The sequence below is a fragment of the Micromonospora sp. RTBAU3-60 genome (assembly GCF_054963695.1).
Map to the genome: position 1 here is coordinate 137770 of NZ_JBUEGB010000010.1, position 26397 is coordinate 164166.

Annotated in this window: 24 protein-coding genes; 20 read left to right on the forward strand and 4 right to left on the reverse strand. The window is 73.5% G+C overall.

Features of this window, described 5'->3' with window-relative positions; genetic code table 11:
* Positions 1–34 precede the first annotated feature (34 nt).
* From ACY34I_RS12775 to ACY34I_RS12800, 6 genes are read left to right on the forward strand one after another with little or no spacing between them, the layout of a single operon-like run.
* The gene (locus ACY34I_RS12775) at positions 35–973 is read left to right on the forward strand and encodes a ribokinase (RefSeq protein ID WP_462755025.1); all 939 of its coding nucleotides are present in this window, start codon (positions 35–37) and stop codon (positions 971–973) included.
* Positions 970–3003 (forward strand): formylglycine-generating enzyme family protein, encoded by a 2034-nt coding sequence (locus ACY34I_RS12780; protein WP_462755027.1) that lies wholly within the window; start codon positions 970–972, stop codon positions 3001–3003. The genes ACY34I_RS12775 and ACY34I_RS12780 overlap by 4 nt, the downstream gene beginning before the upstream one ends.
* On the forward strand, positions 3000–5150 hold the full coding sequence (locus tag ACY34I_RS12785; protein WP_462755029.1) for an alpha/beta hydrolase-fold protein: 2151 nt from the start codon (positions 3000–3002) through the stop codon (positions 5148–5150). Before ACY34I_RS12780 ends, ACY34I_RS12785 begins: the two co-directional genes overlap by 4 nt.
* Positions 5147–6340 carry a CaiB/BaiF CoA transferase family protein gene (locus ACY34I_RS12790; RefSeq protein WP_462755030.1) on the forward strand — a complete coding sequence of 398 codons (1194 nt, stop codon included), beginning with the start codon at positions 5147–5149 and terminating at the stop codon, positions 6338–6340. Before ACY34I_RS12785 ends, ACY34I_RS12790 begins: the two co-directional genes overlap by 4 nt.
* Positions 6340–7161 (forward strand): HpcH/HpaI aldolase/citrate lyase family protein, encoded by an 822-nt coding sequence (locus ACY34I_RS12795; protein ID WP_462755031.1) that lies wholly within the window; start codon positions 6340–6342, stop codon positions 7159–7161. The genes ACY34I_RS12790 and ACY34I_RS12795 overlap by 1 nt, the downstream gene beginning before the upstream one ends.
* 42 nt (positions 7162–7203) lie before the next feature.
* Entirely contained in the window at positions 7204–8046 is an 843-nt protein-coding gene (locus tag ACY34I_RS12800) for a hypothetical protein (RefSeq protein WP_462755032.1), read from the forward strand.
* Positions 8047–8116: 70 nt separating this feature from the next.
* Here ACY34I_RS12800 and ACY34I_RS12805 read toward each other — a convergent pair whose 3' ends face one another.
* Complete coding sequence (locus ACY34I_RS12805; RefSeq protein WP_462755033.1) at positions 8117–8512, reverse strand: nuclear transport factor 2 family protein; 396 nt, start codon at positions 8510–8512, stop codon at positions 8117–8119.
* Between the two features lie 72 nt (positions 8513–8584).
* Between ACY34I_RS12805 and ACY34I_RS12810 the strand changes: the two genes are divergently transcribed.
* Both ACY34I_RS12810 and ACY34I_RS12815 read left to right on the forward strand, forming a co-directional pair.
* Positions 8585–9166 (forward strand): TetR/AcrR family transcriptional regulator, encoded by a 582-nt coding sequence (locus ACY34I_RS12810; protein ID WP_462755035.1) that lies wholly within the window; start codon positions 8585–8587, stop codon positions 9164–9166.
* Positions 9167–9258: 92 nt separating this feature from the next.
* Positions 9259–11055, forward strand: coding sequence for a hypothetical protein (locus ACY34I_RS12815; protein ID WP_462755037.1), 1797 nt, complete (start codon positions 9259–9261; stop codon positions 11053–11055).
* Position 11056: 1 nt separating this feature from the next.
* Here the strand turns inward: ACY34I_RS12815 and ACY34I_RS12820 are convergent, their stop codons facing one another.
* The gene (locus ACY34I_RS12820) at positions 11057–11419 is read right to left on the reverse strand and encodes a winged helix-turn-helix transcriptional regulator (RefSeq protein ID WP_462755039.1); all 363 of its coding nucleotides are present in this window, start codon (positions 11417–11419) and stop codon (positions 11057–11059) included.
* A 115-nt stretch (positions 11420–11534) separates the two neighbouring features.
* Between ACY34I_RS12820 and ACY34I_RS12825 the strand changes: the two genes are divergently transcribed.
* The 3 genes from ACY34I_RS12825 to ACY34I_RS12835 all read left to right on the forward strand — a co-directional run bounded on the left by ACY34I_RS12825 (position 11535) and on the right by ACY34I_RS12835 (position 14675).
* Entirely contained in the window at positions 11535–12416 is an 882-nt protein-coding gene (locus ACY34I_RS12825; RefSeq protein WP_462755040.1) for an NAD(P)-dependent oxidoreductase, read from the forward strand.
* Positions 12417–12582: 166 nt separating this feature from the next.
* Positions 12583–13692, forward strand: a complete 1110-nt coding sequence (locus ACY34I_RS12830; RefSeq protein ID WP_462755041.1) for an enolase C-terminal domain-like protein — start codon at positions 12583–12585, stop codon at positions 13690–13692.
* A 98-nt stretch (positions 13693–13790) separates the two neighbouring features.
* Positions 13791–14675, forward strand: coding sequence for an SPFH domain-containing protein (locus tag ACY34I_RS12835; protein WP_462755042.1), 885 nt, complete (start codon positions 13791–13793; stop codon positions 14673–14675).
* Between the two features lie 79 nt (positions 14676–14754).
* On the opposite strand, the gene ACY34I_RS12840 is transcribed toward ACY34I_RS12835, so the two are convergent.
* Both ACY34I_RS12840 and shbA read right to left on the reverse strand, forming a co-directional pair.
* Positions 14755–15588: an anti-sigma-D factor RsdA gene (locus ACY34I_RS12840; RefSeq protein WP_462755043.1), complete on the reverse strand. Its 834-nt coding sequence runs from the start codon at positions 15586–15588 to the stop codon at positions 14755–14757.
* Between the two features lie 76 nt (positions 15589–15664).
* Positions 15665–16243 (reverse strand): RNA polymerase sigma factor ShbA, encoded by a 579-nt coding sequence (gene shbA, locus ACY34I_RS12845; RefSeq protein WP_462755045.1) that lies wholly within the window; start codon positions 16241–16243, stop codon positions 15665–15667.
* A gap of 165 nt (positions 16244–16408) precedes the next feature.
* Here shbA and ACY34I_RS12850 point away from each other — a divergent pair, with 165 nt between their 5' ends.
* From ACY34I_RS12850 to ACY34I_RS12890, 9 genes are all read left to right on the forward strand, one after another.
* A complete protein-coding gene (locus tag ACY34I_RS12850; RefSeq protein ID WP_462755047.1) occupies positions 16409–17425 on the forward strand; it encodes an ABC transporter ATP-binding protein in 1017 nt (338 codons plus the stop codon).
* A 67-nt stretch (positions 17426–17492) separates the two neighbouring features.
* The gene (locus tag ACY34I_RS12855) at positions 17493–18263 is read left to right on the forward strand and encodes an MlaE family ABC transporter permease (protein ID WP_148795560.1); all 771 of its coding nucleotides are present in this window, start codon (positions 17493–17495) and stop codon (positions 18261–18263) included.
* Position 18264: 1 nt separating this feature from the next.
* On the forward strand, positions 18265–19068 hold the full coding sequence (locus tag ACY34I_RS12860) for an MlaE family ABC transporter permease (protein WP_148795562.1): 804 nt from the start codon (positions 18265–18267) through the stop codon (positions 19066–19068).
* 2 nt (positions 19069–19070) lie between these two features.
* A complete protein-coding gene (locus tag ACY34I_RS12865; protein WP_462755048.1) occupies positions 19071–20360 on the forward strand; it encodes an MCE family protein in 1290 nt (429 codons plus the stop codon).
* Complete coding sequence (locus ACY34I_RS12870) at positions 20357–21391, forward strand: MCE family protein (RefSeq protein WP_462755049.1); 1035 nt, start codon at positions 20357–20359, stop codon at positions 21389–21391. Before ACY34I_RS12865 ends, ACY34I_RS12870 begins: the two co-directional genes overlap by 4 nt.
* On the forward strand, positions 21388–22371 hold the full coding sequence (locus ACY34I_RS12875; protein ID WP_148795568.1) for an MCE family protein: 984 nt from the start codon (positions 21388–21390) through the stop codon (positions 22369–22371). The genes ACY34I_RS12870 and ACY34I_RS12875 overlap by 4 nt, the downstream gene beginning before the upstream one ends.
* Complete coding sequence (locus tag ACY34I_RS12880) at positions 22371–23624, forward strand: MCE family protein (protein ID WP_462755051.1); 1254 nt, start codon at positions 22371–22373, stop codon at positions 23622–23624. The genes ACY34I_RS12875 and ACY34I_RS12880 overlap by 1 nt, the downstream gene beginning before the upstream one ends.
* A gap of 76 nt (positions 23625–23700) precedes the next feature.
* On the forward strand, positions 23701–25149 hold the full coding sequence (locus tag ACY34I_RS12885) for an MCE family protein (RefSeq protein ID WP_462755052.1): 1449 nt from the start codon (positions 23701–23703) through the stop codon (positions 25147–25149).
* Positions 25146–26378: an MCE family protein gene (locus ACY34I_RS12890; RefSeq protein ID WP_462755054.1), complete on the forward strand. Its 1233-nt coding sequence runs from the start codon at positions 25146–25148 to the stop codon at positions 26376–26378. Before ACY34I_RS12885 ends, ACY34I_RS12890 begins: the two co-directional genes overlap by 4 nt.
* Positions 26379–26397: the final 19 nt, after the last annotated feature.

Consider the following 26397-nt stretch of genomic DNA (forward strand, 5'->3'; position numbering starts at 1 on the left):
AGCGAACCATCAGGCTCAGAAGCGGGGCGGCGGCGTGAGCGCACGGGTGATCGTGGTCGGCAGCGCCAACCTGGACCTGGTGGTGACCACACCGCAGCTGCCCAAGCCCGGCGAGACGGTGCTCGGTGACCACTTCCGCACCGTGCCCGGCGGCAAGGGCGCCAACCAGGCGGTCGCCGCCGCCCGGGCCGGCGCGGACTGCGCCTTCATCGGCGCGGTCGGCGCCGACGACTTCGGGGTGCAGCTGCGGGACAACCTGACCGCCGCCGGCGTGGACGTGCGCGGCCTGCGCACCGTCGACGGACCCTCCGGCGTCGCGCTGATCGCCGTCGACCACGCGGCGGAGAACTGCATCGTCGTCGCCCCCGGCGCTAACGCCGCCCTGACCGACCTGCACGCCGCCGACCGGGCGGCGGTCGGCGCGGCCGACGTGCTGCTGCTCCAGCTCGAGGTGCCGCTGGCGGCCGTCACCCAGGCCGCCGACCGGGCCCGCGCCGAGGCCACCACCGTGGTGCTCAACGCCGCCCCGGCCCGCCCGCTCCCCGACGACCTGCTCAACCTCGTCGACGTGCTGGTGGTCAACGAACACGAGGCGGCCGTCGTCGCCGGGATGTTCGTCGACGAGCCCGCCGCCCTGCTCGACGCGCTGGTGACGCTGGTGCCCCGGGTGGTGCTGACGCTCGGCGCCCGCGGCGCCGCCTACGCCGACCGGCACGGCACCCGCCTTCAGGTGCCCCCGCCGGCGATCGACGCGGTGGACACCACCGCGGCCGGCGACGCGTTCACCGGCGCCCTCGCGGTCGCCCTCGCCGAACGCGGCGGCACCCTCACCGCCACCACCGCGCCGGCCGTGCTGCGCTGGGCCTGCGCCGCCGGGGCGGCCTGCGCCCAACGTCCCGGCGCGTCCACCGCGCTGCCCGACCGGGCCGCCATCGACGCCCTGTACGCCGCGACCTACGGAGCGGAAGAGTGAACGAGCGTAGCGAGCGAACCAGCAAGCCCAGCACGGTCGAGCCGCCTGCCGGCGCCGACCGCGGGGCAGGCGGCGGCGTGAGCTTCAATCCGTACGTCCCGCGCCCCATCGACCGGCCCACTGAGGTGCCGCTCGGGGGGCACGCCGACCTGACCACCCTGGACGAGGCGAAGATCTTCGCCGCCCCGGAGGACCCGGCCGACTGGCCCGCCTGGCGCGACCAGCTCACCCGCTGGCGGGCCGACGCCCGGGCCCGGCTCGCCTACACCGGCGAGCACTACGACGAGATCAGCGGGGACTGCTTCACCGTCTGCCTCGCCTGGCTGTGGGACGAGACCCTCTACGACCACGACCGGGGCGTGTTCACCGTCGACGCGTTCCTCGACGCGGCCCGCCGCGACTTCGGCGGCTTCGACGGGGTGGTGCTCTGGCACGCGTACCCGGTGATCGGGCTGGACGCGCGCAACCAGTTCGACTGGTACCGGGACGTCCCCGAGCTGCCCGACGTGGTCCGCGCGTTCCAGGCCCACGGGGTGCGGGTGTTCGTCGACTACAACCCGTGGGACACCGGCACCCGACGGCAGCCCGGAACCGACGCGGAGGAGGTCGCCGCGCTGGCCGCCACCCTCGGCGTCGACGGGGTCTTCCTGGACACCCTCAAGGAGGGTGCCGGCGAGCTGCGCAAGACCCTCGACGCCGTCCGCCCCGGCCTGGTCCTCGAGGGCGAGAGCCGGGTGCCGTTGGCCCGGATCGCCGACCACGCCATGTCCTGGGCGCAGTGGTTCGCCGACTCCGACGTGCCCGGCGTGCTGCGGGCCAAGTGGTTCGAGCGGCGGCACGTCCTGCACCACACCCGCCGCTGGCACCGCAGCCACCTCGATGAGCTGCACTCCGCCTGGCTCAACGGCTGCGGCGTGCTGGTCTGGGAGAGCGTCTTCGGTGTCTGGGTCGGCTGGAACGACCGGGACAAGGCCGTGCTGCGCGCCATGCGGCGGGTGCAGGCCAGCCACGCGGCGTGGCTGCGGGCCGAGGACTGGGTCCCGCTCGCCGACCACCCCGGCACCGGCCAGGTGTACGCCTCCCGCTGGACCCGCGACGGCCGGCCGCTGTGGACGGTGGTCAACCGGGGCGCGGACCACGACGGCCCCTGGCTGCTCACCGACGCCCGGCCCGGCCGCTTCGTCGACCTGGTCACCGGCGCCGAGCTGACCGTCACCGAACTCGAGGACGGGCGGGTCGCCGTCGGCGGGCCGCTGCCCGCCGGGGCGATCGCCGCCGTGACCGCCACCGACACGCCCGTGCCGCGGCACGAGCCACCGACCGGTGACCCGTCCTTCCCGGCCCGCGCCGCCGTGCGCGCCCGCACCCCGTGGTCGCCCCTCGCGGCCCTGCCCGCCAGCATGGTCACCGTCGACGGCGGCCACCACGAGCTGACCGTCCGCCACCGGGTCCGGGAGACTGGCCTGTACGGCGAGGCGCCCTACGTCGACGAGTGGAAGCCGCTGCCGCCGCGCCTGCACCACACCGGCGCCCTGCGTCGCCCAGTCCGGCTCGGCCGCTTCGCCATCGACACCCACGAGGTCACCCACGGCCAGTACGCCCGCTTCCTCGCCGCCACCGGCTACCGGCCGGTCCGGCCGGAACGGTTCACCGCCGGGCAGGGACCCGCCGACGCCCCGGTCACCGGCGTCGACCTGGCCGACGCCCGGGCGTATGCCGACTGGGCCGGGCTGCGGCTGCCCACCGAGGACGAGTGGCAGGTCGCCGCCGAGGCGGGACTGCTCGCGCGCCGGGAACCGCTGGTGTGGAACCTGACCGAGAGCGAACACTCCGACGGGCGTACCCGGTTCGTCATCCTCAAGGGCGGCTGCGCGTACCGGGCGGAGGGCTCGGACTGGTACCTCGACGGCGGCCCGCAACCGCCCGAGGTGTCGGTGAAGCTGCTGCTCACCGGCGCCGGCCTCACCCGCTCCGACTCGATCGGCTTCCGCTGCGCCGCCGACCTGCCCGCCGAAGGAACCCACCGATGAGCAGACCCTGGCGCACCGGCGCCGTCCTCGTCGCCCTGCTGACCGCCGTCGGGCTCACCGGCCTGGCGCCCGAGACCGCCGTCGCGGCCAAGGATCCCGCCGGCACGCTCCGCACCGCCACCGCCCCCTCACCGGCCCTCGGCGGCAGCATCGACTACACCGTCTACCTCCCGTACGGCTACACCGACCCCGCGCAGGCCGCCACCCGCTACCCGGTGCTGTACCTGCTGCACGGGCGCGGCGACACCATGCAGGCGTGGACCCGGATCAAGGCGGACCTCGACCGGCTGATCGCCGACCGGCAGGTGCCACCGGTAATCGTCGTGCTGCCCGACGCACCGTGGAGCAGCCGCGGCAGCTGGTACGTCGACTCCGCGTACACCGGCGCCGACAACCCGGGCCGCCCCGTGGAGACCGCACTCACCCGCGACCTCGTCACCCACGTCGACGCCACCTACCGCACCGCCGCGCACCGGAACGCCCGGCTCATCGGCGGCTACTCGATGGGCGGCGCGGGCGCGCTGCGCTACGCCCTCGCCCACCAGGACCTCTTCGCCAACGCGCTGGTGCTCAGCCCCGCCGTCTACCAGCCGCTGCCGCCGGCCGACTCCTCGGCCCGCGAGTTAGGCGCCTTCGGCGACGGCGACCAGCTCTTCGCCGACGACGTCTACCGGCGGCTGAACTACCCGGCCCTGCTCCCCGGCGTCGACCCGGAGTCCCCGGTCCGGATGTTCCTCGCCGTCGGCGACGACGAATGGGCCAACCCGGACCCGGCCGACGCCGTCCACGACCTCGACTACGAGGCCGCCACCCTCTACAACACCATTCGGCGCACGGACGGCATCGCCGCCGAGTTCCGCGTCCTCGACGGGGGACACGACTGGGACGTCTGGCGCCCCGCCTTCGTCGCCGGCCTCACCCACCTCGCCGCCACCCTGAGCGTCACCCCGCCGGCCGGGCTGCCCGCCCCGCTGCACGGCACCGGCGGCGCGGACTGGGCCGGCGGGGTCGCCGCCCACCCCGACGGCGACGTCACCCTCGGCTACGCGGCGTCCGGCAGTATCGCCGGCCAGCCGTACGCCGGCGGCCTCGACGCCGTGGTCACCCGGCTCGCCGCCGACCGCACCACCGCCCGCTGGACCACCCAGTTCGGCACCGCCGCCAACGACCGGCTCTACGGGACGGTGCCGCTGTCCGACGGGAGTGTGCTCACCGCCGGCTACACCCGCGGCGACCTCGACGGCCGACACCCGGGCAGCCCGGCGGACGACGGGTTCGTGGCGAAGCTGACCGCCACCGGGCAGCGCGCCTGGCTCACCCAGGCCGGTGACCCGGCCAAGGCCGACCGCTTCTACGCCCTCGCCGCCGCCCCGGACGGTGGCGCGTACGTCGCCGGCTACACCAGCGGCGCGTTCGGCGGCACCAGCGCCGGAGACAAGGACGCCGTGCTCGCCCGGATCGCCCCGGACGGCACGCTCGCCTGGACCCGCCAGTTCGGCGGCCCCGGCGAGGACAAGGCGTACGCCGTCGCCGTCGGCCCCGACGGCGTCTACGTCGCCGGCGGCACCTCCGCCGCCCTGCCCGGCACCACCCCGCTCGGCGGCGCCGACGGCTGGCTCGCCCGGTTCACCCCCGACGGCACCCGCGACTGGCTCACGGTCGCCGGCGGCGACGGGGACGACCTGCTCGGCGGCGTCACCGTCACCGGCGCCGGCCAGATCGTGGCCACCGGCACCACCTCCGGCGACGTGCTGACCGTGGCGTACACCAGCAAGGGCGCGCAGCGCTGGCGGACGGTCACCGGCGGGCGCGGCGCGGACGCCGGCACCGACGTCCTGGCCCTGGCCGACGGCTCGCTCGCGGTGGTCGGCTTCACCGGCAGCACGCTCGGCGTGCCGGCCGGCGGGGCGGACGTGCTCACCCTGCGCCTCGACGCCCGGGGCCGGCAGCTCGCCGTCGCCCAGTACGGCACGGCCCGCGACGACGCGGCCGACCCATTCGGCGAGGAGAACGTCTACGCCACCCTGGCCCCCGACGGCCGGCTGCTGGTCAGCGGCCGCACCGCCGGCACGCCCACGGGCGGCGCCGCCCTCGGCAACGGCGACGTGTTCCTCGCCGCCGTCGACCCGGCGAAGGGAACACCATGACCGCGCCCGCCCCGCTGCACGGCATCAAGGTGGTCGACCTGGCCACCCTCTTCGCCGGCCCGCTCGCCGCCGCGTTCCTCGGCGACTTCGGCGCCGACGTGGTCAAGGTCGAGCACCCGGCCAAACCCGACCCGTCGCGCGGGCACGGCCCCGCCAAGGACGGCGTCGGCCTCTGGTGGAAGGTGCTCGGCCGCAACAAGCGGACCGTCACGCTCAACCTGTCGGATCCGCAGGGCGCGGAGCTGCTGCGCCGGCTGCTCGCCGACGCCGACGTGCTGGTGGAGAACTTCCGCCCGGGCACCCTGGAACGCTGGGGCCTCGGCCCGGACGAGCTGTACGCGGTCAACCCGCGCCTGGTGATCGCCCGGATCAGCGGCTTCGGCCAGGTCGGCCCGTACGCGCCCCGGCCCGGGTTCGGCACCCTCGCCGAGGCGATGAGCGGCTTCGCCGCCGCCACCGGGGAACCGGACGGGCCGCCCACCCTGCCCCCGTTCGGGCTGGCCGACTCGGTCACCGCGCTCGCCGCCGCGTACGCGGTCATGCTGGCCCTGCGCGGCCGCGACCTGACCGGCCGGGGCCAGGTGGTCGACCTGGCCATCATCGAACCGATCATGGCGATGCTCGGCCCGCAGATCACCTGGTACGACCAGCTCGGCTACGTGCAGCCCCGGCTCGGCAACCGGTCCAACAACAACGCCCCGCGCAACACCTACCGCTGCGCCGACGGCCGCTGGGTGGCCGTGTCCACCAGCGCGCAGAGCATCGCCGAGCGGGTCATGCGCCTCGTCGGCCGCCCCGAACTGGTCGACGAGCCCTGGTTCGCCACCGGCACCGGCCGGGCCGCGCACGCCGACGAACTCGACGCCGCACTCGGCGCCTGGGTGGCCCAGCGGGACCGGGACGAGGTGGTGGCCGCCTTCGAGGCGGCCCAGGCGGCCGTCGCGCCCGTCTACGACGTCCGCGACATCCTCACCGACCCGCAGTACGCGGCGCTCGGCACCGTCCTCACCGTCCCCGACGAGGAACTCGGCGAGGTACGGATGCAGAACGTCCCGTTCCGGATGTCGGCCACCCCCGGCGAGATCCGGCACGCCGGTCGACGCCACGGCCAGGACACCGACGAGGTGTTCCGGACGCTCGGCCTGACCGACGCGGAACTGGCCGCGCTGCGCGAGCGCGGGGTGATCTGATGCTGCTGACCTGGCTCTACGTGCCCGGGGACCGGCCGGACCGGTTCGCCAAGGCGGTCGCCTCCGGCGCCGACGCGGTCATCCTCGACCTGGAGGACGCCGTCGTCGCCGGTCGCAAAGCGTACGCCCGCGACGCCGTCGCCGAGTTCCTCACCGAACCGTCGCCGGTGCCGATCCAGGTCCGCGTCAACGAGCTGACCGGCCCGGACGTCGACGCCGACCTGGCCGCCGTCGCCGGCAGGCCGGGCCTGGCCGGGCTGCGCCTGCCCAAGGTGGAGTCCCCGGCGACCGTCGCGGCCGTCGCCGCCCGGGTCGACACCCCGCTGCACCCGCTGATCGAGTCCGCCGTCGGGCTGGAGTCCGCGTACCCGATCGCCGCCGCCCACCCGGCGGTGGCCTCGCTCGGCCTGGGCGAGGCCGACCTCCGCTCCGACCTGGGCGTCGCCGACGACGACGGCCTGCTCTGGGCCCGCGGCCGGATCGTCGTCGCGGCCCGCGCGGCCGGCCTGCCGCCGCCGGCCATGTCGGTGTACGCGAACGTCACCGACCTCGACGGGCTGGCCGCCTCCTGCGCGGTCGGCCGGCGGCTCGGCTTCCTCGGCCGGTCGGCCATCCACCCGCGACAGCTCCCGGTGATCGCCGCCGCGTTCCGCCCGGCCGAGCACGAGGTGGCCCGAGCCCGGGAACTGCTCACCGCCGTCGCCGAGGCGCAGACCCGCGACTCCGGCACCGTGGTGCTGCCCGACGGGCGGTTCGCCGACCGGGCGATGGTGGCCGCCGCCCGCCGGGTCGTCGACCTCGCCGCCCGCTACGCCACCTGACCGCCGGCGGGTGCCGGTACGAGATCGAACACGGCGAGCCCCGTGCTCGTGCCGTCGCCGGTACGGTGGCAGCCCCACGGTGCCCAGGTCCAGGCAGTCGCCGGACCGTCCAAGGTGGACCGTGCGGCACCTGCGAACCGAGATCCAGACGCGATCGAGGGGAGGCTCCCGGTGTCCATTGACGTTCACCCGGTTTCGGTGGGTACGGTGTACCGGATGATCACTCCCGCGCAGACGACGAACCGGCTGAACAAGGAGATCGGCGCCGTTGTGCGGCCGCTGGGCTTCCACGGCACTCGCGGGACCTGGTCGGTCGTCACGACCGGCGGCGTCGCACAGGTCAACGCCGGCCGGAGTGTGATGCGCAGCGTCGGCGGCGGCACGATCTTCGTCAACGTGAGCATCGGTGTGGTGCCGATTGCGTGGTGGGAGTACCTGAACTGGCGTGCCGCCCGCTGGGGCCAGCCTCCGATTCCGTTGGACAAGAAAGCTACGTCCTACCGGATCGGGTTCGTCGAGACCCGCCAATGCCCGGAGGGCAGTTACCACCACCTGCGCCTGGACCCTGACAAGTATCCGGCGACCGTGACGACGACTGAGGAGTTGGACCACGCTGCGGCGCTGCTGGTCGGTGCGGCCGACAAGCTCGCCCACACCGCGCTCGACCTGCTCCGGCCGGGCCGTTACCTCGAGGCGCTGCGCGGCATACCCGATTTCGGCGGCGCGATGTGGGAGCCGCTGGTGGTGCTGCTCGCCGAGGGCGGCCCGTCGGCCGAGCTTGATGCCGCGATCGAGGACATGCGTGCCGACTACGCCAACTACGGCTTCGGCCCACCCGACATGGAGGTCGAGTACGCCCGCCTGCGGGCCGCGGCGGCGGTGTGAGCGGCAAGGTCTGCGAGGAGACCAGCTAGTGCGGTAACCGCGGTGGCTGGGACTCTCTCGGCGGTGCGACTCACCCCTGCTTCTCCGCACGGGGCGTCCGGGTGAGCTGGTCGATGCGGCGGAGCCGGCCGTCCGGTGCCAGTTGGCCGAACATGTGGATCTCGGTGACGATGGCGCGGCCGCGTGCCTGCGCGTGCATGGTGTAGCGGGCCGCCACCCGGTCCCCGCAGACCAGCGCGTCGTGGATGTCGAGGTCGCACCCGGTCACCGTCCGGCGGGCCGGACGAGCGTGCGCCATCAGGCGATCCCGGTCGAGGTGCAGCCCGTCGGTGTACCAGGCGATGTCGGGGGTGTGGTAGCGGTCCATGACCACGCCTGGATCTTCGTCGCCGAAGGCCATCTCCCGCACGTACGACCGCAGGTAACCGGCCAGGTCTCGGCCCGGAACGGGGCCGGCTTCGCTCACCATGGGATCCTTCGATCGATTTATCTCTGACGTTCGTGTCAAGGCTAGGGGAGTTGGGTAGCCTTGACAACCGTGTCTGAGCAAAGTTCCCCCGAGCGGCGGCGACGCGTCCGCGCGGAGGCCCGGCGCAGCATCGCCGCGATCCTCGACGCCGCGATCCAGGTGCTCGGGGTACGGCCGCAGGCCACCGTGGAGGACATCGCCGCCGCGGCCGGGCTGTCCCGGCAGACCGTCTACGCGCACTTCCCGTCCCGCGACGCGCTCCTCACCGCCGTCTACCAGCGAATGACCGACGAGGTCCTCGCCGCCATGGACGCGGCGAAGCTCGACGAGGGGCCGGCGTCCGCCGCGCTGCGGCGCCTGCTGGCGGTGAGCTGGCGGACCGTCGACCGGTACCCGCCGCTTCCGGCGCCTCCCGGCGCGGCGGACGTCGAACTGCACCAACCGGTCTGCGACCGGCTCACCCGCCTGATCATTCGCGGCCAGCAAGCCGGCGAGTTCGACCCGGACGCGTCCCCGGACTGGCTCTTCGCCGCCACCGTCGCCCTCGGCCACGCCGGCTGGGCGGAGGTCACCGCCGGCCGGATGCCTGCCGACGAGGCGGCCGCCGCGGTGCAGGCCGCCGTCCTGCGGCTGTACGGCGCCGCCGGCTGATGGTCCGTAAGCCGACAGACGCGATCAGCGGATCCCGCCCGTCCGATGCCGCCCGTACGCTGGCGCGGCCGGCATGGGACAGGGGGAGTGGGATGGGTGATCGGCCACGGCTCGACCGGCGGAGTCTGCTCCTCGCCGCCGGCGGCCTCGCGGTCGCCGGGGTGGGGGTGCCCGTCGGCCTCGCCGCCACCTCCGCCACCACGCCGGGCAGCCCGAGTCGGGGCCGGCGTCCGATCAGCATGGCCATGCACATCCACGCCTCGTTCAGCGAGGGCATCGCCAGCTACGCCGCCCACCTCGACCAGGCCCGCCGCAACGACGTCGACGTCATCTGGTGGACCGACCACGACTTCCGCGTCGCCGCCCACGACCACCGGCGCACCGTCCACTTCGACGGCGTCGAGGAGGCCGAGGGCGGGCTCGCCTGGACCTGGCAGGCGTCCACCGAGGGCGGGCTCACCGCCTCCGCCGCCGACCACGTCGACCGCCCACGCAGCCCCGACGACCCCGGCAGGGCGCTGCGCCTCACCGCCACCGGCGACGGCATCCTCTGGTACACCGGCAAGGCGTGGAACTGGACGCACACCGGCAACATCTCGGACACCACGCTGCACCTCGACGTGCTGCCCGAGGCGTCCGGGCCGCAGGCGGCGCTGATCGTCGAGATCGCCCTCTCCCACCACCCGTCCGGCCCCGGCCGACCCGCCGGCCAACTCGTCCTGCGCTACCGCATCGGCGCCGGCCGGCGCGCGGCGCACACCACCGACGGGCTGTTCGGCACCGTCGACCTGCCTGCCAGGCCAGGGGAGTGGCAGCGGCACACCCTGCCCCTGCTGGCGGACGTCCGGCGACTCTGGCCCGGTCTGGTCGCCGGGGACAACTCGCTGCGCGGGCTACGCCTCGGGGTCAGCGTGCACGCCGGCGCGCAGGGCACGTTCGTCGTCGACCGGCTGGTCTTCGACCGCGCCCGCCGCGCCGGCCAGGCCGGCGAGGAGCTGCGCGCCGAGGTGCTGCGGGCGTACGAGGGGGCGTTCCCGGAGGTCACCCACCATCGGGCGTACGAGGTATCGCTGGTCCGGCACCTCAACTGGTTCGGCGGTGACCAGACGCTGCCGGAGTTCCCGTCGCCGCCGTACCGCGACAACGACTTGGCGAAGACCGAGCGGATGGTCGAGTTCCTGCACGCGCACGGCGGTGTGGTCTGCTGGAACCATCCGCTCGACGTGGAGCGGCGGGACTCGCTGGCGCGGCTGCTGGTGGACCGGAACGCGCTCGGCGTCGACCTGATCGAAATCGGTCGCGCGCCGCTGGACGATCACCTCTGGGCGTACGACGTGGCGGCCCGCAACGCGGTCCCGGTCACCGCGGTCGGGGTCACCGACGACCACGACGGCACCGACTGGCGGGCGGGGAAGGAGCGTCACCTCACGTACGTCTGGGCGTCCGCCACCGACCGGGACGCCCTGGTGGCGGCGCTGCGCGCCGGGCAGGCCTGGTTCACCGACCTGGCCCGTTACCGCGGTGCCCTCGACATCGAGGTCGGCGGCCGGACCGCGATGGGCGGCGTGCTGCTCACCGACGCCGCCGAGCTGACACTGCGCCTGCGTGCCAGCGACCTGCCGGCCGGCGGTTCGCTGGAGGTGGTCACCGGCACGGCGGACCTGGCCGGCCTCGCCGACCCGACCCCGGCGACCCGCACCAGCACGGTCCCTGCCCGCCAGCTCCGATCGGGCTGGCACGATCTGCGGGTCGAGCCGGGCGTCGGAGCGTACGTCCGCACCCAGGTCCGGGGGCGGGACGGGGCGATCGTCGGCGTCAGCAACCCGACCTGGCTGCTGCGCCAGGCGCCGCCGCGGGGCGTCCCCGCGGCCCGCCGCCTCCGGACCTGACTCAGGCCACGTCCACCGGGACCTTCTCCGCGCCGATGCGGCGGATCCGTTCGGTCCCCCACTCCCCGAGCGAGGCCAGCGCGGTGTTGAGGGTGACGCCGTGCTCGGTCAGGGAATATTCGACCTTCGGCGGGACCTCCCGGTACACCTCACGGTGCACGAGCCCGTCCTCCTCCATCTCCCGCAGATGCTGGATCAGCATCTTCTCGCTCACGCCGGGCAGCCCGCGCCGGAGTTCGGCGAACCGGCGGGTCCCGTGGTGGTGCAGCTCCCAGAGGATCAGGGCCTTCCACTTGCCGGACACCACATCCATCGCCGCGTCGATGCCGCACACGTAGGGGCCACGTCGCGCTGACGTTGCCATCCGCCCTCCTGCTTACCTAAAGGTAAGTACCTGACTAATTAGTCGGTACTGGCCAAACACTACCGGCAGCGGCAAGGTTCTTCCTGCACGACGAACACGAGGGAGTTCCCGAAACATGACGACGAACGACAGCGTCCAGGTGAGCGTGCTCGGGCTGGGCGCGATGGGTAGCGTGCTCGCCGCCACTCTGCTGAAGGCCGGACAACCGACGACGGTCTGGAACCGCTCAGCGGGAAAGGCGGACGGCCTCGTCGGGCTGGGGGCGCAGGCGTCAGCCACGGCGGGCGACGCGGTCCGGGCCAGCGGGCTGGTGATCGCCTGCCTGTTGGACCACGCGTCGGTCCACAAGGTGCTCGATCCGCTGACCGGAGACCTGGCCGGACGCACGTTGATCAACCTGACCACGACCTCACCGGAGCAGTCGCGCGAGCTGGCTGCCTGGGCCGCCGACGCCGGGATCGCCTTCCTGGACGGCGGCATCATGGCGGTGCCGTCCATGATCGGCCAGCCCGGGTCGTCGATCCTCTACAGCGGATCCGCCGACGTCTTCCACCGGTACCAGCCGCTGCTCGACGGGTGGGGCGCCAGCAGCTACCTGGGTGCGGACGCCGGGCTGGCGTCCCTGTACGACCTCGCCCTGCTCGCGGGCATGTACGTCATGTTCGCCGGGTTTCTGCACGGCGCCGCCATGGTCGCGCCGGCCGGTGTGACGGCGGGCGAGTTCGCCGCCCTGGCCGCACCCTGGCTCACCGCCATGACCGGCGCCTTCCACGGGTACGCCGCGGTCATCGACGGCGGGGACTACACGGTCGAAGGGAGGCAGAGTCTGGAATTCACCGCCCCCGCCCTCGGTGGCATCGTGGCCGCCAGCGCCGACCAGGGCATCAGCACAGAGGTGGTCGCCATGGTCCAGCGCCTCCTCGAACGGCAGGTCGACGCCGGCCACGGCAAGGAAGCCTTCGAACGAATCATCGAGAGCATCAGACTGCCGGCTTGATCCGTCGGTCGGCAGGTGACGCCGGGAGGTGGGGGTCCGGCGCCGGGTTTGCGTCCCGGTGATCCGCGGTATCCGTGGCCCATGCGTATCACCTCGTCAGTCCTGCACTCCTGGCCCGGGGCCCGGGGCCCGGGCCGTGCCGTGACACCGCGCCGGCAGGCCCGCCGTGCGGGGTGACTCCGCGGTCGACCAAGTGACCGCCGGGGCGTACCGGGTCCCCACCGACGCACCGGAGGCGGACGGAACCGCGGCCTGGGGCGCCACCACCCTGGTGCTGGTCCAGGTCCGGGCGGGCGGCGAGGTGGGCACCGGCTGGACGTACGCGGCGGCCGCCGCCGGCGAGCTGGTCAACGAACTGCTGGCCGGGGTGGTGACCGGGCGCGACGCGCTCGACGTCCCCGGCAGCTACCAGGCCATGCAGGCGGCGGTCCGCAACGTGGGCCGCCCCGGCGTCGCCGCCTACGCCATCTCCGCCGTCGACGTGGCGTTGTGGGACCTCAAGGCCCGCCTGCTCGGGATCCGCCTGGCCCGACTGCTCGGCCTGGTCCGGGAGGCGGTGCCGGTCTACGGCAGCGGCGGCTTCACCACCTACGACGAGGCGCAGCTGCGCGCCCAGTTCACCCACTGGGTGCACGAGCTGGGCATCCCGCGGGTGAAGATGAAGATCGGCGAGTCGTGGGGGACCCGCGTCGAGCGCGACCTGGCCCGGGTCGCCCGGGCGCGGGAGATCATCGGCCCGGACGCCGAGCTGTACGTCGACGCAAACGGTGGCTACCAGCGCAAACAGGCGATCCGGGTGGGGCGGGCGCTGGCCGACCAGGACGTACGGTGGTACGAGGAGCCGGTCTCCTCCGACGACCTGGCCGGCCTGCGGCAGGTGCGCGACGCCGTACTCCCCGACGTCGCCGCCGGGGAGTACGGCTACCACCTGCCCTACTTTGCCGCGATGGTCCGGGCGGGCGCGGTGGACTGCCTGCAGGCGGACGTCTCCCGGTGCGGCGGCATCACCGAGTGGCAACGGGTGGCCGCGGTGACCGCTGCGGACAACCTCCAGCTCTCCGGCCACTGCGCCCCGCACCTGCACCTCGACGTCGCCGCCGCGACGCCCAACTTGCGGCACCTGGAGTGGTTCCACGACCACGTCCGCATCGAGTCGATGTTCTTCCAGGGCACCGTCACGCCCGAGCCGGGCGGCCTGCTCCGGCCCGACCTCTCGGTGCCCGGGCACGGGCTGCGGTTCGACGAGTCCGCCGCGGCGTCGTACCGGATCGGGTGACGTCCGCCCGTCCGCACCCCGATCGGGCAGGACTGAACGGCGGCGGAACGGGTAGCCGCGGCGCCGGGAGGCGGGCGCCTCCGGGATCGAGGGGGACCATGGCAGTCGCCGCCATCGTCGCAGTGGTGATCGTCGTCGTGCTCGCGCTGATCGTGCTGTCGCTGAGCGTCCGGCTGGTGCAGCAGTACCAGCGCGGCGTGGTGTTCCGCTTCGGTCGCGTGCTGGAGCGGATCCGGCAGCCCGGTTTCCACCTGATCGTTCCGATCGCGGACCGGATGGTGCGGGTCAGCATGCAGACCACGGTGATTGGGGTGCCCGCGCAGGGTGTCATCACCCGCGACAACGTCACGCTCACCGTCGACGCGGTCGTCTACTACCGGGTGGTCGACCCGGTGAAGGTCCTGGTCAACGTGCGGGACTATCCCTCAGCCGTGCTCCAGGTGGCGCAGACCGCGCTGCGTTCGGTGATCGGCAAGGCCGACCTCGACACCCTGCTGCGCGACCGGGACAAGATCAACGCCGAGCTGAAGGCCGTCATCGACGCGCCCACCGAGAAGCCGTGGGGCCTGCTCATCGAGCGGGTCGAGGTCAAGGACGTGTCGCTGCCGGAGGGGATGAAGCGGTCGATGTCCCGGCAGGCCGAGGCGGAGCGGGAACGGCGGGCGCGGGTGATCGCCGCCGACGGCGAGTTCCAGGCTTCCCGCCGGCTCGCCGACGCCTCCCGGGCGATGGCGAACACGCCCGGGGCTTACCAGCTGCGCTTGCTGCAGACCGTGGTGGACGTGGCGGCGGAGAAGAACAGCACCCTGGTCATGCCGTTCCCGGTGGAGCTGCTGCAGTTCTTCCAGGAGTACGGGCGGCGGGGCCGCGAGCAGGTGGCCCAAGGCGGGTCGGGAGCGACCGAGCAGCCCCCGGCGCTCGGCCCGACCACGGAACGCGTCGCCGCGGCCGCCGAGGGGGACGGGCACCGGCCGCAGCCTTGACCGCGGACCGCCGCCGGTGGCCCCGCGCTGTCCCACCGGGGCCACCGGCAGGCGCGGGCCGGCCACCCCGGCTCCGCAGTCAGTCCAGCAGCGTGGGCAGGGGCAGCCCGGGCAGCAGCGGTGACAGGCTGGGCGAGGGCGGCGGCGGCAGCTTGGGCAGCGGCAGCAGTGGCTTGCCGGTGTCGCTCGCGGAGCCGCCCGGCGAGGTCGAGGTGGAGGTCGGTGGCCGGGACGGCTGGGGCTGCGGGGCCGGCGCGCCGGTGCCCGGGCGAGCGGCGGGGGTCGTCGGTCGGCCGCCGGGCGCGGGGGAGGTCGGCACCGCGGTCGGCCGGACTTCGGCCCGGACCGCGGTCAGCTCCCGCGTCAGGGCGTCGAGCCCGGCGCGCAGCCGGGCCACGATTGCCGGGTCGGTGATCTTCTCGAGGTCGCCGCGCGCCCGGTCGACGAGCTGCTGGGCCTCGTCGAAGCGGCCGTCGGCCAGCGCCGCGCGGGCCCGGTCGATGCTGTCCTCGATGTCCCGCACCTCGGCCTGCTGCGGATAGAGCAGCTTGGTCAGCGACCACAGCGGGCTGTCCGGCGCCGCGTTGCGGCTGCCGATCCCGAGCCCGGACCCCAGGGCGAGCAGCGCGACCGCGGCCGCCGCGAGGCGTACGGTCCAGGGGCGCGGTCGCCGGGTCCGGGCCGGACGTGCCGGCGGCGACGTGGGCTCGGCGGGCTCGGCGGTCGGCGCGGGCGGACGGATTTCGGCGGGAGCGCCGTCGACGACGTCGGCGTGCCAGGCGGCGAGCAGTGCGGCCAGTTCGTCGTCGGCCGGGGCCGGCTCACCCCGACCCAGCGCGTCGAGCAGCGCGTCGTCGCGGGCGAGGACCTCCAGGTCCATCGCCTCGCCGCCGCCCGGCGTCCGCCCGCTCATCCCGTCACCTCGCTCCGCTCGGCGCCGGTATGAGGCAATTCCGCGCTGAGCTGACGATTCGCTCGCTGCCGCTCGCTCATGCCGCCACCTCGTCCAGGGAACCTCCGGCAAGGGTACGGAGCCGGGCGAGGGCGCGGGACTGGGCCATCCGGACGGCGGCGGCCGTCATGCCGACGATCGTGCCCACCTCGTCGGCGGACAGGCCGACCGCGACGCGCAGCAGGATGATCTCGCGCTGGACGTCGGGCAGCCGGTCCAGCAGCGCGGACAGCCGCCGGGCCAGATCGCTCGCCATCGCCTGCTGCTCCGGCCCGGGCGCGGCGTCGGGCTGCTCCAGCGGTGCGTCGGTGGGCGTGACCGCCGAATCCCGGATTGCCGCGCGTTGCGCGTCGGCCACCTTGTGCGCGGCGATCCCGTAGACGAACGCGGCGAAGGGGGCGCCCTGTTCGCGGTAGCGGGGAAGGGCGCGCAGCACCGCCACGCACACCTCCTGGGCGACGTCGTCGGCGGTGGTGTACGCCCCGCCGACCCGGCCCAGCCGGGCCCGACAGTATCGGACCAGGCCGGGGCGCACGTCGGTGAGCAGCGTCGCGGTGGCCGCCGGGTCGCCCGCGGCGGCCCGGCGGACGAGTTCTGGCTGCTGGATCACTGTCATCTCGGTCGCGACGCACCTTCGTTACCGGCGGGTTACCGGCACGGTATCGAGCATCGCTCAAATTTCCTAGCTCACGGTTTGTGACGAAGACGCACCGGAAAGAAGTTGTTGCGTTCTCCACTGTCGCGCCGATGTGTCAGGCAGCGACAGAGAGGGGAGGGATCAGTGGGCGTCGAGGTGGCCGTGCAGGGGCTGACCAAGTCGTTCGGCGGCCAGCCGGTCTGGTCGGACATCACGCTGAACCTGCCCGCCGGGGAGATCTCCGTCCTGCTGGGACCCTCCGGCACCGGGAAGTCCGTGTTCCTCAAGACGCTGGTCGGGCTGCTGCGACCCGACCGGGGCTCCATCCTGATCGAGGGCAGGGACCTGCCGCGGCTGTCCGAACGCGACCTGTACGAGGTGCGCAAGCTGTTCGGCGTGCTGTTCCAGGACGGCGCCCTGTTCGGCTCGATGAACATCTACGACAACGTGGCGTTCCCCCTGCGCGAGCACACCCGCAAGTCCGAGTCGCAGATCCGCGCCGTCGTCAGCGAGAAGCTGGAGATGGTGGGCCTGGTCGGGGCGGAGAAGAAGCTGCCCGGCGAGATCTCCGGCGGCATGCGCAAGCGGGCCGGCCTGGCCCGGGCGCTCGTCCTCGACCCGCAGATCATCCTCTTCGACGAGCCGGACTCCGGGCTGGACCCGGTGCGCACCGCCTACCTCAACCAGCTCATCATCGACCTCAACCAGAGCACCGACGCGACCTTCCTGATCGTCACCCACGACATCAACACGGCCCGCACGGTGCCCGACAACATCGGCCTGATCTACCACGGGCACCTGGCCATGTTCGGGCCGCGGGAGATGCTGCTGTCCAGCACCGAGCCGGTGGTCCGGCAGTTCCTCAACGCCCAGCGGATCGGCCCGATCGGCATGGCGGAGGAGAAGGACGCCGACGAACTGGCCGCCGAGGCGGAGTCCGGGGTGGAGCTGCCGCCGCTGCCGCCCATTCCGCTGCAGCTGCCGCCCTCGGACGGGCTACCCCGCCGCGCCGAACGCCGACCCGGCCAGTGGTGCCGTGAGCACGGCGTCACCCCGCCCCCGGGTTCCTTCGAGGGCCGCCGCTGGGACGAGGACCGACCCACCATCGAGCTGGGCCGGCACCTCGCCGCCGACGAGCGGCACCGGGAGGTGGCCGGATGAGCGAGCGAATCAGCGGGCTCGGTGCGCCTTGGCCTCATGCCGATGCCGACCGAAGGGAGGCGGTGGCATGAGCGCCCCGGTGACCGCCGTCCGCCGCTCCGGCGAGTTCTTCGCGTTCTGCCTGGACACCCTGCGCGGGCTCGGCCGGCGGCCGGTGCAGGTACGCGAGTTCGTCCAGCAGGCCTGGTTCATCAGCTCGGTGTCGATCCTGCCGGCCGCCCTGGTCTCCATCCCGTTCGGCGCGGTCATCGCCCTCCAGCTCGGCTCGCTGGTCCGCCAGCTCGGCGCGCAGTCGTTCACCGGCGCCGCCTCGGTGCTCGCCGTGGTCCGCGAGGCCGGCCCGATCGTCACCGCCCTGATCATCGCCGGCGCCGGCGGCTCGGCGATCTGCGCCGATTTGGGCTCGCGCAAGATCCGCGAGGAGCTGGACGCGATGCAGGTGCTTGGCATCGACCCGATCCAGCGCCTCGTCGTGCCCCGGGTGCTCGCCTCGATGCTGGTCGCCGTGCTCCTCAACGGGCTGGTCAGTGTCGTCGGCGTGACCGGCGGCTACGCGTTCAACGTCCTGCTCCAGGGCGGCACCCCCGGGGCGTACCTGGCCAGCTTCCAGGCGCTCGGGCAGCTACCCGACCTGCTGGTCGGCGAGGTCAAGGCGGTGCTGTTCGGGGCCGCCGCGGCGCTGGTCGCCTCCTACAAGGGGATGACCGCCAAGGGCGGCCCGAAGGGCGTCGGCGACGCGGTCAACCAGAGCGTGGTCATCACCTTCATGCTGCTGTTCGCGCTGAACTTCATCGTCACGGCCGTGTACTTCCAGGTCGTACCGCAGAAGGGAAGCTGACGTGGCCGTGCTGCGCTACCTGGACGACCTCGGCGGGCAGCTCGCCTTCTACCTGCGCGCCTTCGCCTGGACGCCGCGCACGGTGAGCCGCTACAAGCGCGAGGTGGTCCGGCTGCTGGCCGAGGTCAGCTTCGGCACCGGCGCGCTCGCCGTGCTCGGCGGCACCGTCGGCGTGATCTGCTTCCTCACCTTCTTCACCGGCACCGAGGTCGGGCTCCAGGGCTACCAGGCGCTCGACCAGATCGGCAGCAGCGCCTTCACCGGATTCGTCTCGGCCTACTTCAACACCCGGGAGATCTCGCCGCTGGTGGCGGCGCTGGCCCTGTCCGCCACCGTCGGCTGCGGGTTCACCGCCCAACTCGGTGCGATGCGGATCTCCGAGGAGGTCGACGCGCTCGAGGTGATGGGCGTGCCCTCACTGCCGTTCCTGGTCACCACCCGGATGATCGCCGGCTTCATCGCGGTCATCCCGCTGTACGTGATCGGCCTGCTCTCCAGCTACCTCGCCACCCGCACCATCGCGGTCGTCTACTTCGACCAGTCCGCCGGCACCTACGACTACTACTTCCACCTCTTCCTGCCGCCAGAGGACGTGCTCTGGTCCTTCGGCAAGGTGCTGGTGTTCAGCGTGATCGTGGTGCTGGTCCACTGCTGGTACGGCTACACCGCCAAGGGCGGGCCGGCGGGCGTGGGCATCGCCGTCGGGCGAGCCGTCCGGTTGGCCATCGTCGCGGTCAACGTCGTCGACTTCTTCCTGTCGCTGGCCATCTGGGGCGCCACGACCACGGTGCGGATCGCGGGGTGAACATGAGACATCGCGTCCTCGGCATCGTCTTCATCGCCGTGCTGGCCGTGGCGCTGACCGCCTCGGTGCTGCAGTACCGCAAGGCGTTCACCCCGGTCGACTGGGTCACCCTGCACGCCGACCGCGCCGGCCTGCAACTCCTCGAGGGCGCCGACGTCAAGGTACGCGGCGTCGTGGTCGGGGAGGTCCGTTCGATCCGCAGCGACGGTGACGGCGCCGTCATCCGGCTGGCCCTCGACCCCGCCACCACCGACCGCATCCCCGCCGACGTGACCGCTCGGCTGCTGCCCAAGACCCTCTTCGGCGAGCGGTACGTCGAACTCGTTCCACCGTCCGCCGGGAGCGCCGCGCCGATTCGCGACGGCGCGGTCATCAGCCAGGACCGCAGCCGCACCGCGGTGGAGCTGGAACGGGTGCTCGACCAGGCGTTGCCGCTGCTGCAGGCCATCCGCCCCGACCAGCTCGCCGCCACCCTCGGCGCGATCTCCACCGCGCTGGAGGGACGCGGCGACCGGCTCGGGGCGAACCTCGCCCGGCTCGACGCCTACCTGCGCCAGCTCAACCCCGAGCTACCCACCATCGCCGAGGACGTCCGCAAGCTCGCCGTCGTGCTGGACAGCTACGACGCCGCGCTGCCGGACCTGCTCTCCCTGCTGCGCGACGTCACCGTCACCGCCGGCACGGTCACCGACCAGCGGACCCAGCTGGCCGCGTTGCTCGCCGACACCACCGACACCGCGGACGTCACCCGGACCTTCCTCGACCGCCACGGCGACCAGCTCATCCGGCTCGGGCAGGTCAGCCGCCCGGTGCTGGAGCTGTTCGCCACCTACGCCCCCGAGTACCCGTGCCTGGTCGACGGGCTGGTCGCCCTGCAGCCCCGGGTCGAGCAGGCCTTCTCCGGCGGGCGGATGCGCATCACCCTCGAGGTGACCCGCGACGGTGGCCCGTACGAGCGGGGCCGCGACGAACCGGTCTACGCCGCCCACGACGGCCCCGACTGCCGGGGCCTGCCCGACCCGCACGTGCCCGCGCCCGAGGTGCCCGTCGCCGACGGATACGACCACGGTGGCACCCGGAGCCGTCCGCTCCTGCCGGTCGGCGTCGCGGGCGTACCGGCCGGGGCGGCGCCCGCCCCGGCCGCGATGGGGCGGGCCGGCACCAGTGAGGAGAGCGCGCTGGTCAAGCCTCTCGTCGGCGGGCTGACCGGCACCCCACCGGTGGAGGTGCCCGACATCGCGGTCCTGCTCTGGGGGCCGCTGCTGCGCGGAGCGGTGGTGAACGCACGATGACCGGGAAGACGACCTCCTCGCTGGTCAAGCTGGTGATCTTCGCCGTGGTGACGCTGCTGGCCACCGCGCTGCTCGCGCAGACCCTGGGCGCGTTCCCGCCCGACGGCGTCACCTACCGGGCGCGGTTCACCGACGTCACCGGGCTGCTGCCCGGCGACGACGTCCGGATCGCCGGCGTCCGGGTCGGCAAGGTCAGCGACATCGCGGTGGTCGACGACACGGTCGCCGAGGTGACGTTCACCGTGGACCGCGACGTGCCGGTGGCGACCAGCGTCCGCGCCAAGATCCGGTACCGGAACCTGGTCGGCCAGCGGTACGTCGCGCTGACCGAGGGACCGGGCGACGGCCGCCCGCTGCGCGCCGACGGCCTCATCCCGCTCGCGCAGACCACCCCCGCGCTGGACCTGACCGTCCTGTTCAACGGATTCCGGCCACTGTTCACCGCGCTGAACCCGGAGGATGTCAACAAGCTCGCCTACGAGATCATCCAGGTCCTGCAGGGCGAGGGCGGCACCGTCGCGAGCCTGCTGCAACGCACCGCCTCGCTGACCAACACCCTCGCCGACCGGGACGCGGTCATCGGTCGGGTGGTCACCAACCTCAACAGCGTCCTCGGGACGCTGGCGAGCCGGGACCGGGAACTGGACCAGAGCATCGCCCAGTTGCAGCAGTTCATCTCCGGCCTGTCCGCCGACCGCACCCCGATCGGCGACGCGCTGGCCAACCTCGGCGAGCTGACCAGCACCACCTCCTCGCTGCTGCAGGATGTGCGGCCGCCGCTGGCCGCCGACGTGCGCGCCCTGAACGAGTTGGCCGGCACGCTGGACCGCAACTCCGCCGTCATCGACGGCACCCTGGGCCGGCTGCCCCAGCGCTACGCGTCGCTGACCCGGGTGGCGTCCTACGGCTCCTGGTTCAACTACTACCTCTGCGACTTCGACGGGCGGGTGGCCGTCGCCGGGCAGGCGCCGCTCAACCCGGCCACCGTCAACGCCACCGCGGCCCGCTGCGCCACCGGAGGCAGCCGATGAAACCCTTCCGTGAACGCAATCCCGTGGTCGTCGGCGCGGTCGGGCTAGCCGTGATCCTCGCCGCCCTGCTCGGCGCCTTCCAGTTCGACCGGCTGGCCGCACTCACCGGTCGGGGCTACCAGGCCGCCTTCCACGACGCCAGCGGCCTCGCCACCGGCAACGAGGTCCGGGTGGCCGGCGTCCGGGTCGGCGTGGTGACCGGAGTGGACCTGGCCCACGGCACCCAGCCGTACGTGCGGGTGCGCTTCCGGGTCGACGACGACGGCGTACGGCTCGGCCGGGACACCGGCGCCACCATCCGCATCAAGACGGTGCTCGGGCAGAAGTACCTCGCCCTGTCCCCGGCCGGCCCCGGGAAGCTGCCCGAGGGCGCCCAGATCCCCCTGGACCGCACCGCCGCGCCGTTCGACGTGGTGCAGGCCGTCACCGGGCTCGCCGACACCCTCGACAAGGTGGACACCGATCAGCTCGCGAAGGCGTTCACCACGCTGTCGGAGACCTTCGCCGACACCCCGGCCAGCGTCAGCACCTCGCTGACCGGGTTGTCCCGGCTGTCGCGCACCGTCGCCAGCCGGGACGCCGAACTGCGTACGCTGCTCGCCCGGGCCCGGGAGGTCACCGGCGTGCTCGCGCAGCGCGACGAGGAGTTCCGCAAGCTCGTCGCCGACGGCGAGAAGCTGCTCGCCGAGGTCAGCCGCCGCCGCGACGCCATCCACCAGCTTCTGGTCGGCACCGACGAGCTCGCCACCCAGCTCTCCGGGCTGGTCGCCGACAACCGCGCCCAACTCGAACCAGCCCTGCGCAAGCTGCGCGACGTGGTCGCCGTCCTGCAACGCAACCGCGACGACCTGGAGCAGACCATCCGGCGGATGGGACCGTTCGTCACCACCTTCGCCAACGTGGTCGGCAACGGCCGGTGGTTCGACTCGTACGTCGACGGTCTGCTCCAGCCGTACCTGCCCTCGACGGGAGGACGCTGATGCCCGGTCCGATCCAGCGCTGGCGGCGTCCCCTGGCCGCCGCCACCGTGCTGCTGACCGCCGTTGCCGTCGGTGTCGTGCTGTGGCGCCATGAGGCACCCCAGCGGCGGGTGGTCGCCTATTTCACCAGGGCGGTGGGCGTCTATCCCGGCTCCGACGTGCGGGTGCTCGGCGTCCGCGTCGGTGAGGTCGAGTCCGTCACCCCCCAGGGTCGCACCGTCCGCGTCGAGATGCGCTACGACCCCGAGGTGGACATCCCGGCCGACGCGCAGGCGGTGATCGTTCCGCCCAGCGTGGTCAGCGACCGGTACGTGCAGCTCACGCCGGCCTTCACCGGCGGCCCCGTACTCGCCGACGGGGCCGAGATCACGCTCGCGCGGACCGCGGCCCCGATGGAGATCGACGACATCTACCAGGCGCTGGACGAGTTCAACCGCACCCTCGGCCCGGAGGGCGCCAACGCCGACGGCGCCCTGTCCGGCCTGGTGGCCACCGGCCGGGCCAATCTGGAGGGCAACGGCACCAACCTGCACGACACCCTCGACGGCCTCTCCCGCGCGCTGACCACCCTCTCCGACGGCCGCGGCGACCTGTTCGGCTCGGTGGCAAACCTGCAACGCTTCACCACCGCACTGGCCCGTAGCGACCAGCAGGTCCGCGGCTTCAACCAGCAGCTCGCGGACGTGGCCGGGCAGCTCGCGGGGGAGAAGGAGGAACTGGCCGCCGCGCTGCGCAACCTCGCGGCCGCGTTGGCCGAGGTGACCACGTTCGTGAAGCAGAACCGAGCGGCGCTGACCGACAACGTCGCCGGGCTGGCCGACGTCACCCGCGTCCTGGTCCGCCAGCAGCAGGCGCTCATCGACATCCTCGACGTGACGCCGCTCGCCGTGAGCAACCTCAGCCTCGCCTACAACCCGCGCTCCGGCACCCTCGACACCCGCGACAACGCCCTGGGCCCCTACGACCCGGCCACGTTCGTCTGCTCCCTGATGGCGGGCCAGCTCCCCGCCTCCGAGGTGCCGGCGAAGTGCACCGCCCTGGCGCAGACGCTGCACTCCCGCGGCCTGCCCATGACCGACCAGCTGCGCAAGCTGATCAAGCTGCCGCCCGGCGCCCCGGCGACCGGCGGGTCCTCACCGGGAAACCCTCCAATCAGCTCCCCCGGTGCGCCGATCCCCGACGAGGCGCCGGGCGGCCTCCCCACCACCACGAGCGACCCCACGCTCGGCGGCATCCTGCGAGGGCCGGCATGAGCGAGCGTCAGCGAGCGAATCGTCAGCACAGCGCGGTGGTGCCTCATGACGGCACGGAGCGAAGCGGAGTGCAGGCATGAGCGAGCGTCAGCGAGCGAGTCATCAAAGCAGCAGACTGCTCCGCCTGCTGACCGGCGCGCTCGCGGTGGCCCTGCTGCCCGCCGGCTGCGGCCTCCCCGAGGTCGCCGACCTGCCGTTGCCCGGCGGCAAGCCGGCCGGCGGTGGCTACACGGTCACCGCCGAGTTCACCGACGTGCTCGACCTCGTGCCGCAGGCCGCCGTGAAGGTCGACGACGTCACCGTCGGCAGTGTGGAGAAGATCTCCCTGTCCGGCTGGCACGCCCGGGTCCGGCTGCGCATCGACCGCGGGGTGCGGCTGCCCGCCAACGCCACCGCGGCCGTACGCCAGAGCAGCCTGCTCGGCGAGAAGTACGTGACCGTGGCGCCGCCGCCCACCGAGCCGGCCCGCGGCCAGCTGGCCGACGGCGACCTCATCCCGCTGTCCCGCACCACCCGCGGCACGGAGGTGGAGGAGGTCCTCGCCGCCCTCGGCCTGCTGCTCAACGGCGGTGGCCTGGCCCAACTCCGGACCATCAACCAGGAACTGGCCAAAGCCCTCGACGGTCGCGAGCCCGTGCTCCGAGACACCCTGCAGCAGCTCGACACCTTCATCGGCGGCCTGGACCGGCAGAAGACGGACATCGTCCGCGCCATCGAGGCGCTCGACCGGCTGACCGGCCGGCTCAACCGGCAACGGCAGGTCGTCGGCGATGCCCTCGACTCCCTCGCTCCCGGTCTGACCGTGCTGGCCGAGCAGCGCGAGCAGCTCACCAAGGCGCTGACCGCCCTCGGGGAACTCGGCAAGGTCGGCACGCGGGTGGTCAACCGCAGCCGGCAGGACACCGTGGCCAGCGTACGGGCGCTGCAGCCGATCCTCGAGCAGCTCGCCCGGGCCGGCGACAACCTGCCGAAGTCGCTGGAGTTCATGCTGACGTACCCGTTCCCGCCCAACGTGGAGGGCGCGATCGTCGGCGACTTCGTCAACCTGGCGATCACCGCGGACCTGGACGCGGCCAACATCCTGTCCAACCTGGTCGCCGCCGCGCCGGCACTGGCCCGGCCGGCCACCCGGCCGACCGTTCCCGCCGCGCCTCGGCCGCCCGCCACCGGCGGTTCCCCGGCCCTCCCGGGCGGCCTCCCCGGCCTGCCCGCCCTCCCCGGCCTCCCCGAGCTACCGCTGACCAAGTGCCTGCCGGATCTGAAGAACTTCCCGGCGACCTGGACCCCACCCAAGGAGTGCGGGCTGCCGGAGGGCTGCCTCCTGCTCAAACCCGGCTCTACGGTGCCCATCGGCGGGCTGCTCGTGCCCACGGGGATCGTGCCGGCCGGCACGGCGTTCCCCGCCGGCACGAAACTGCCGCCCGACACCGTGCTGACGGCCGACTGCGTGCTGCCGCTGACCGGCGCCATCACCGGCCAGATCGGCGGCCTGACCGACATCCTGGGAGGAGGGCTGATCCCGTGATCGGACGCACGGCGAAACTGCAGGTCCTCGCCTTCCTCCTGGTGAGCGCGCTCGGCATCGGCTACGTCGGGATCCGCTACGTCGGCATCGGGGACCGGCTGCTCGGCAACGGCTACGTCGTCCACGTCGACCTCGCCCGGGCCGGTGGCATCTTCGCCAACGCCCCCGTCACCTACCGTGGCGTACCCGTCGGCCGGGTCACCGGCGTCCACCTGCGCTCCGACGGCGTGCGCGCCGACCTGCGGATCGACCGCGGGGTACGAGTGCCCGACGCGCTGCGCGCCGTCGTCACTCAACGCTCCGCGGTCGGCGAGCAGTACCTCGACCTGCGGCCCGAACGCGACGGGGGCCCCTTCCTCGCCGACGGGGCGGTGATCCCGGTCGACCGCACCGGCGTCCCACTCGCCCCGGAGACGCTGCTGACCAACCTCGACGCCCTGGTCCGCTCGGTCAACCCGGACGACCTGACCGTGCTGATCACCGAACTCGGCACCGCCTTCGAAGGCAACGAGCAGGCCCTGGCCCGGATCCTCGACGCGGGCGACGCGCTGCTCGCCGACGCCGACGCCCGGCTGCCCGAGACGCTGGCGCTGATCCGCGACGGCCGGACCGTGCTCACCACCCAGGCGGAGTCCGCCGAGGCGCTGCGCCGGTGGTCGGCGGGGCTCGCCGAGCTGGCCGCCACCCTCCGCGCCGCCGACCCCGACCTGCGGCGGCTGCTCGCGAACGGGCCGCCGGCCGGTGCCGAGTTGCGGGCGCTGCTCCGCGGGCTGGACCCGACCATCGGCACCCTGCTCGGCAACCTGGTCACCGTCAACGGGATCGCCGCCCGTCGGCTGCCCGGCATCGAACAGCTGCTGGTGGAATACCCGGTCGTCGTGGCGGGCGGCTTCACCGTCACCCCGGGCGACGGCACCGCGCACCTCGGGCTCGTGCTCAACGTGAGCGATCCGCCGTCCTGCGTCTACCGGGGAGGCAGCACCCGGTGCAGCGGCAAGGAACGCGCGTCGGGGGCGAGCGTACGCGGAGCCCAGAACGCGCCGCGACCGTCCGGCCGGGAGCCGGCGCCACCGCCCGACCAGGGGGCGAACGCCGGCTACGACCCGGCGACCGGACTGGTGCTCGGCTCCGACGGGCGACCGCTGCAGTTCGGCGGGACCGGCGGCCAGTACCGGACGGCCGGTGACCAGTCCTGGAAACAGCTGTTGCTCGCCGGGTTGACCCCGTGACCGGCGTACCGGAGGAGGT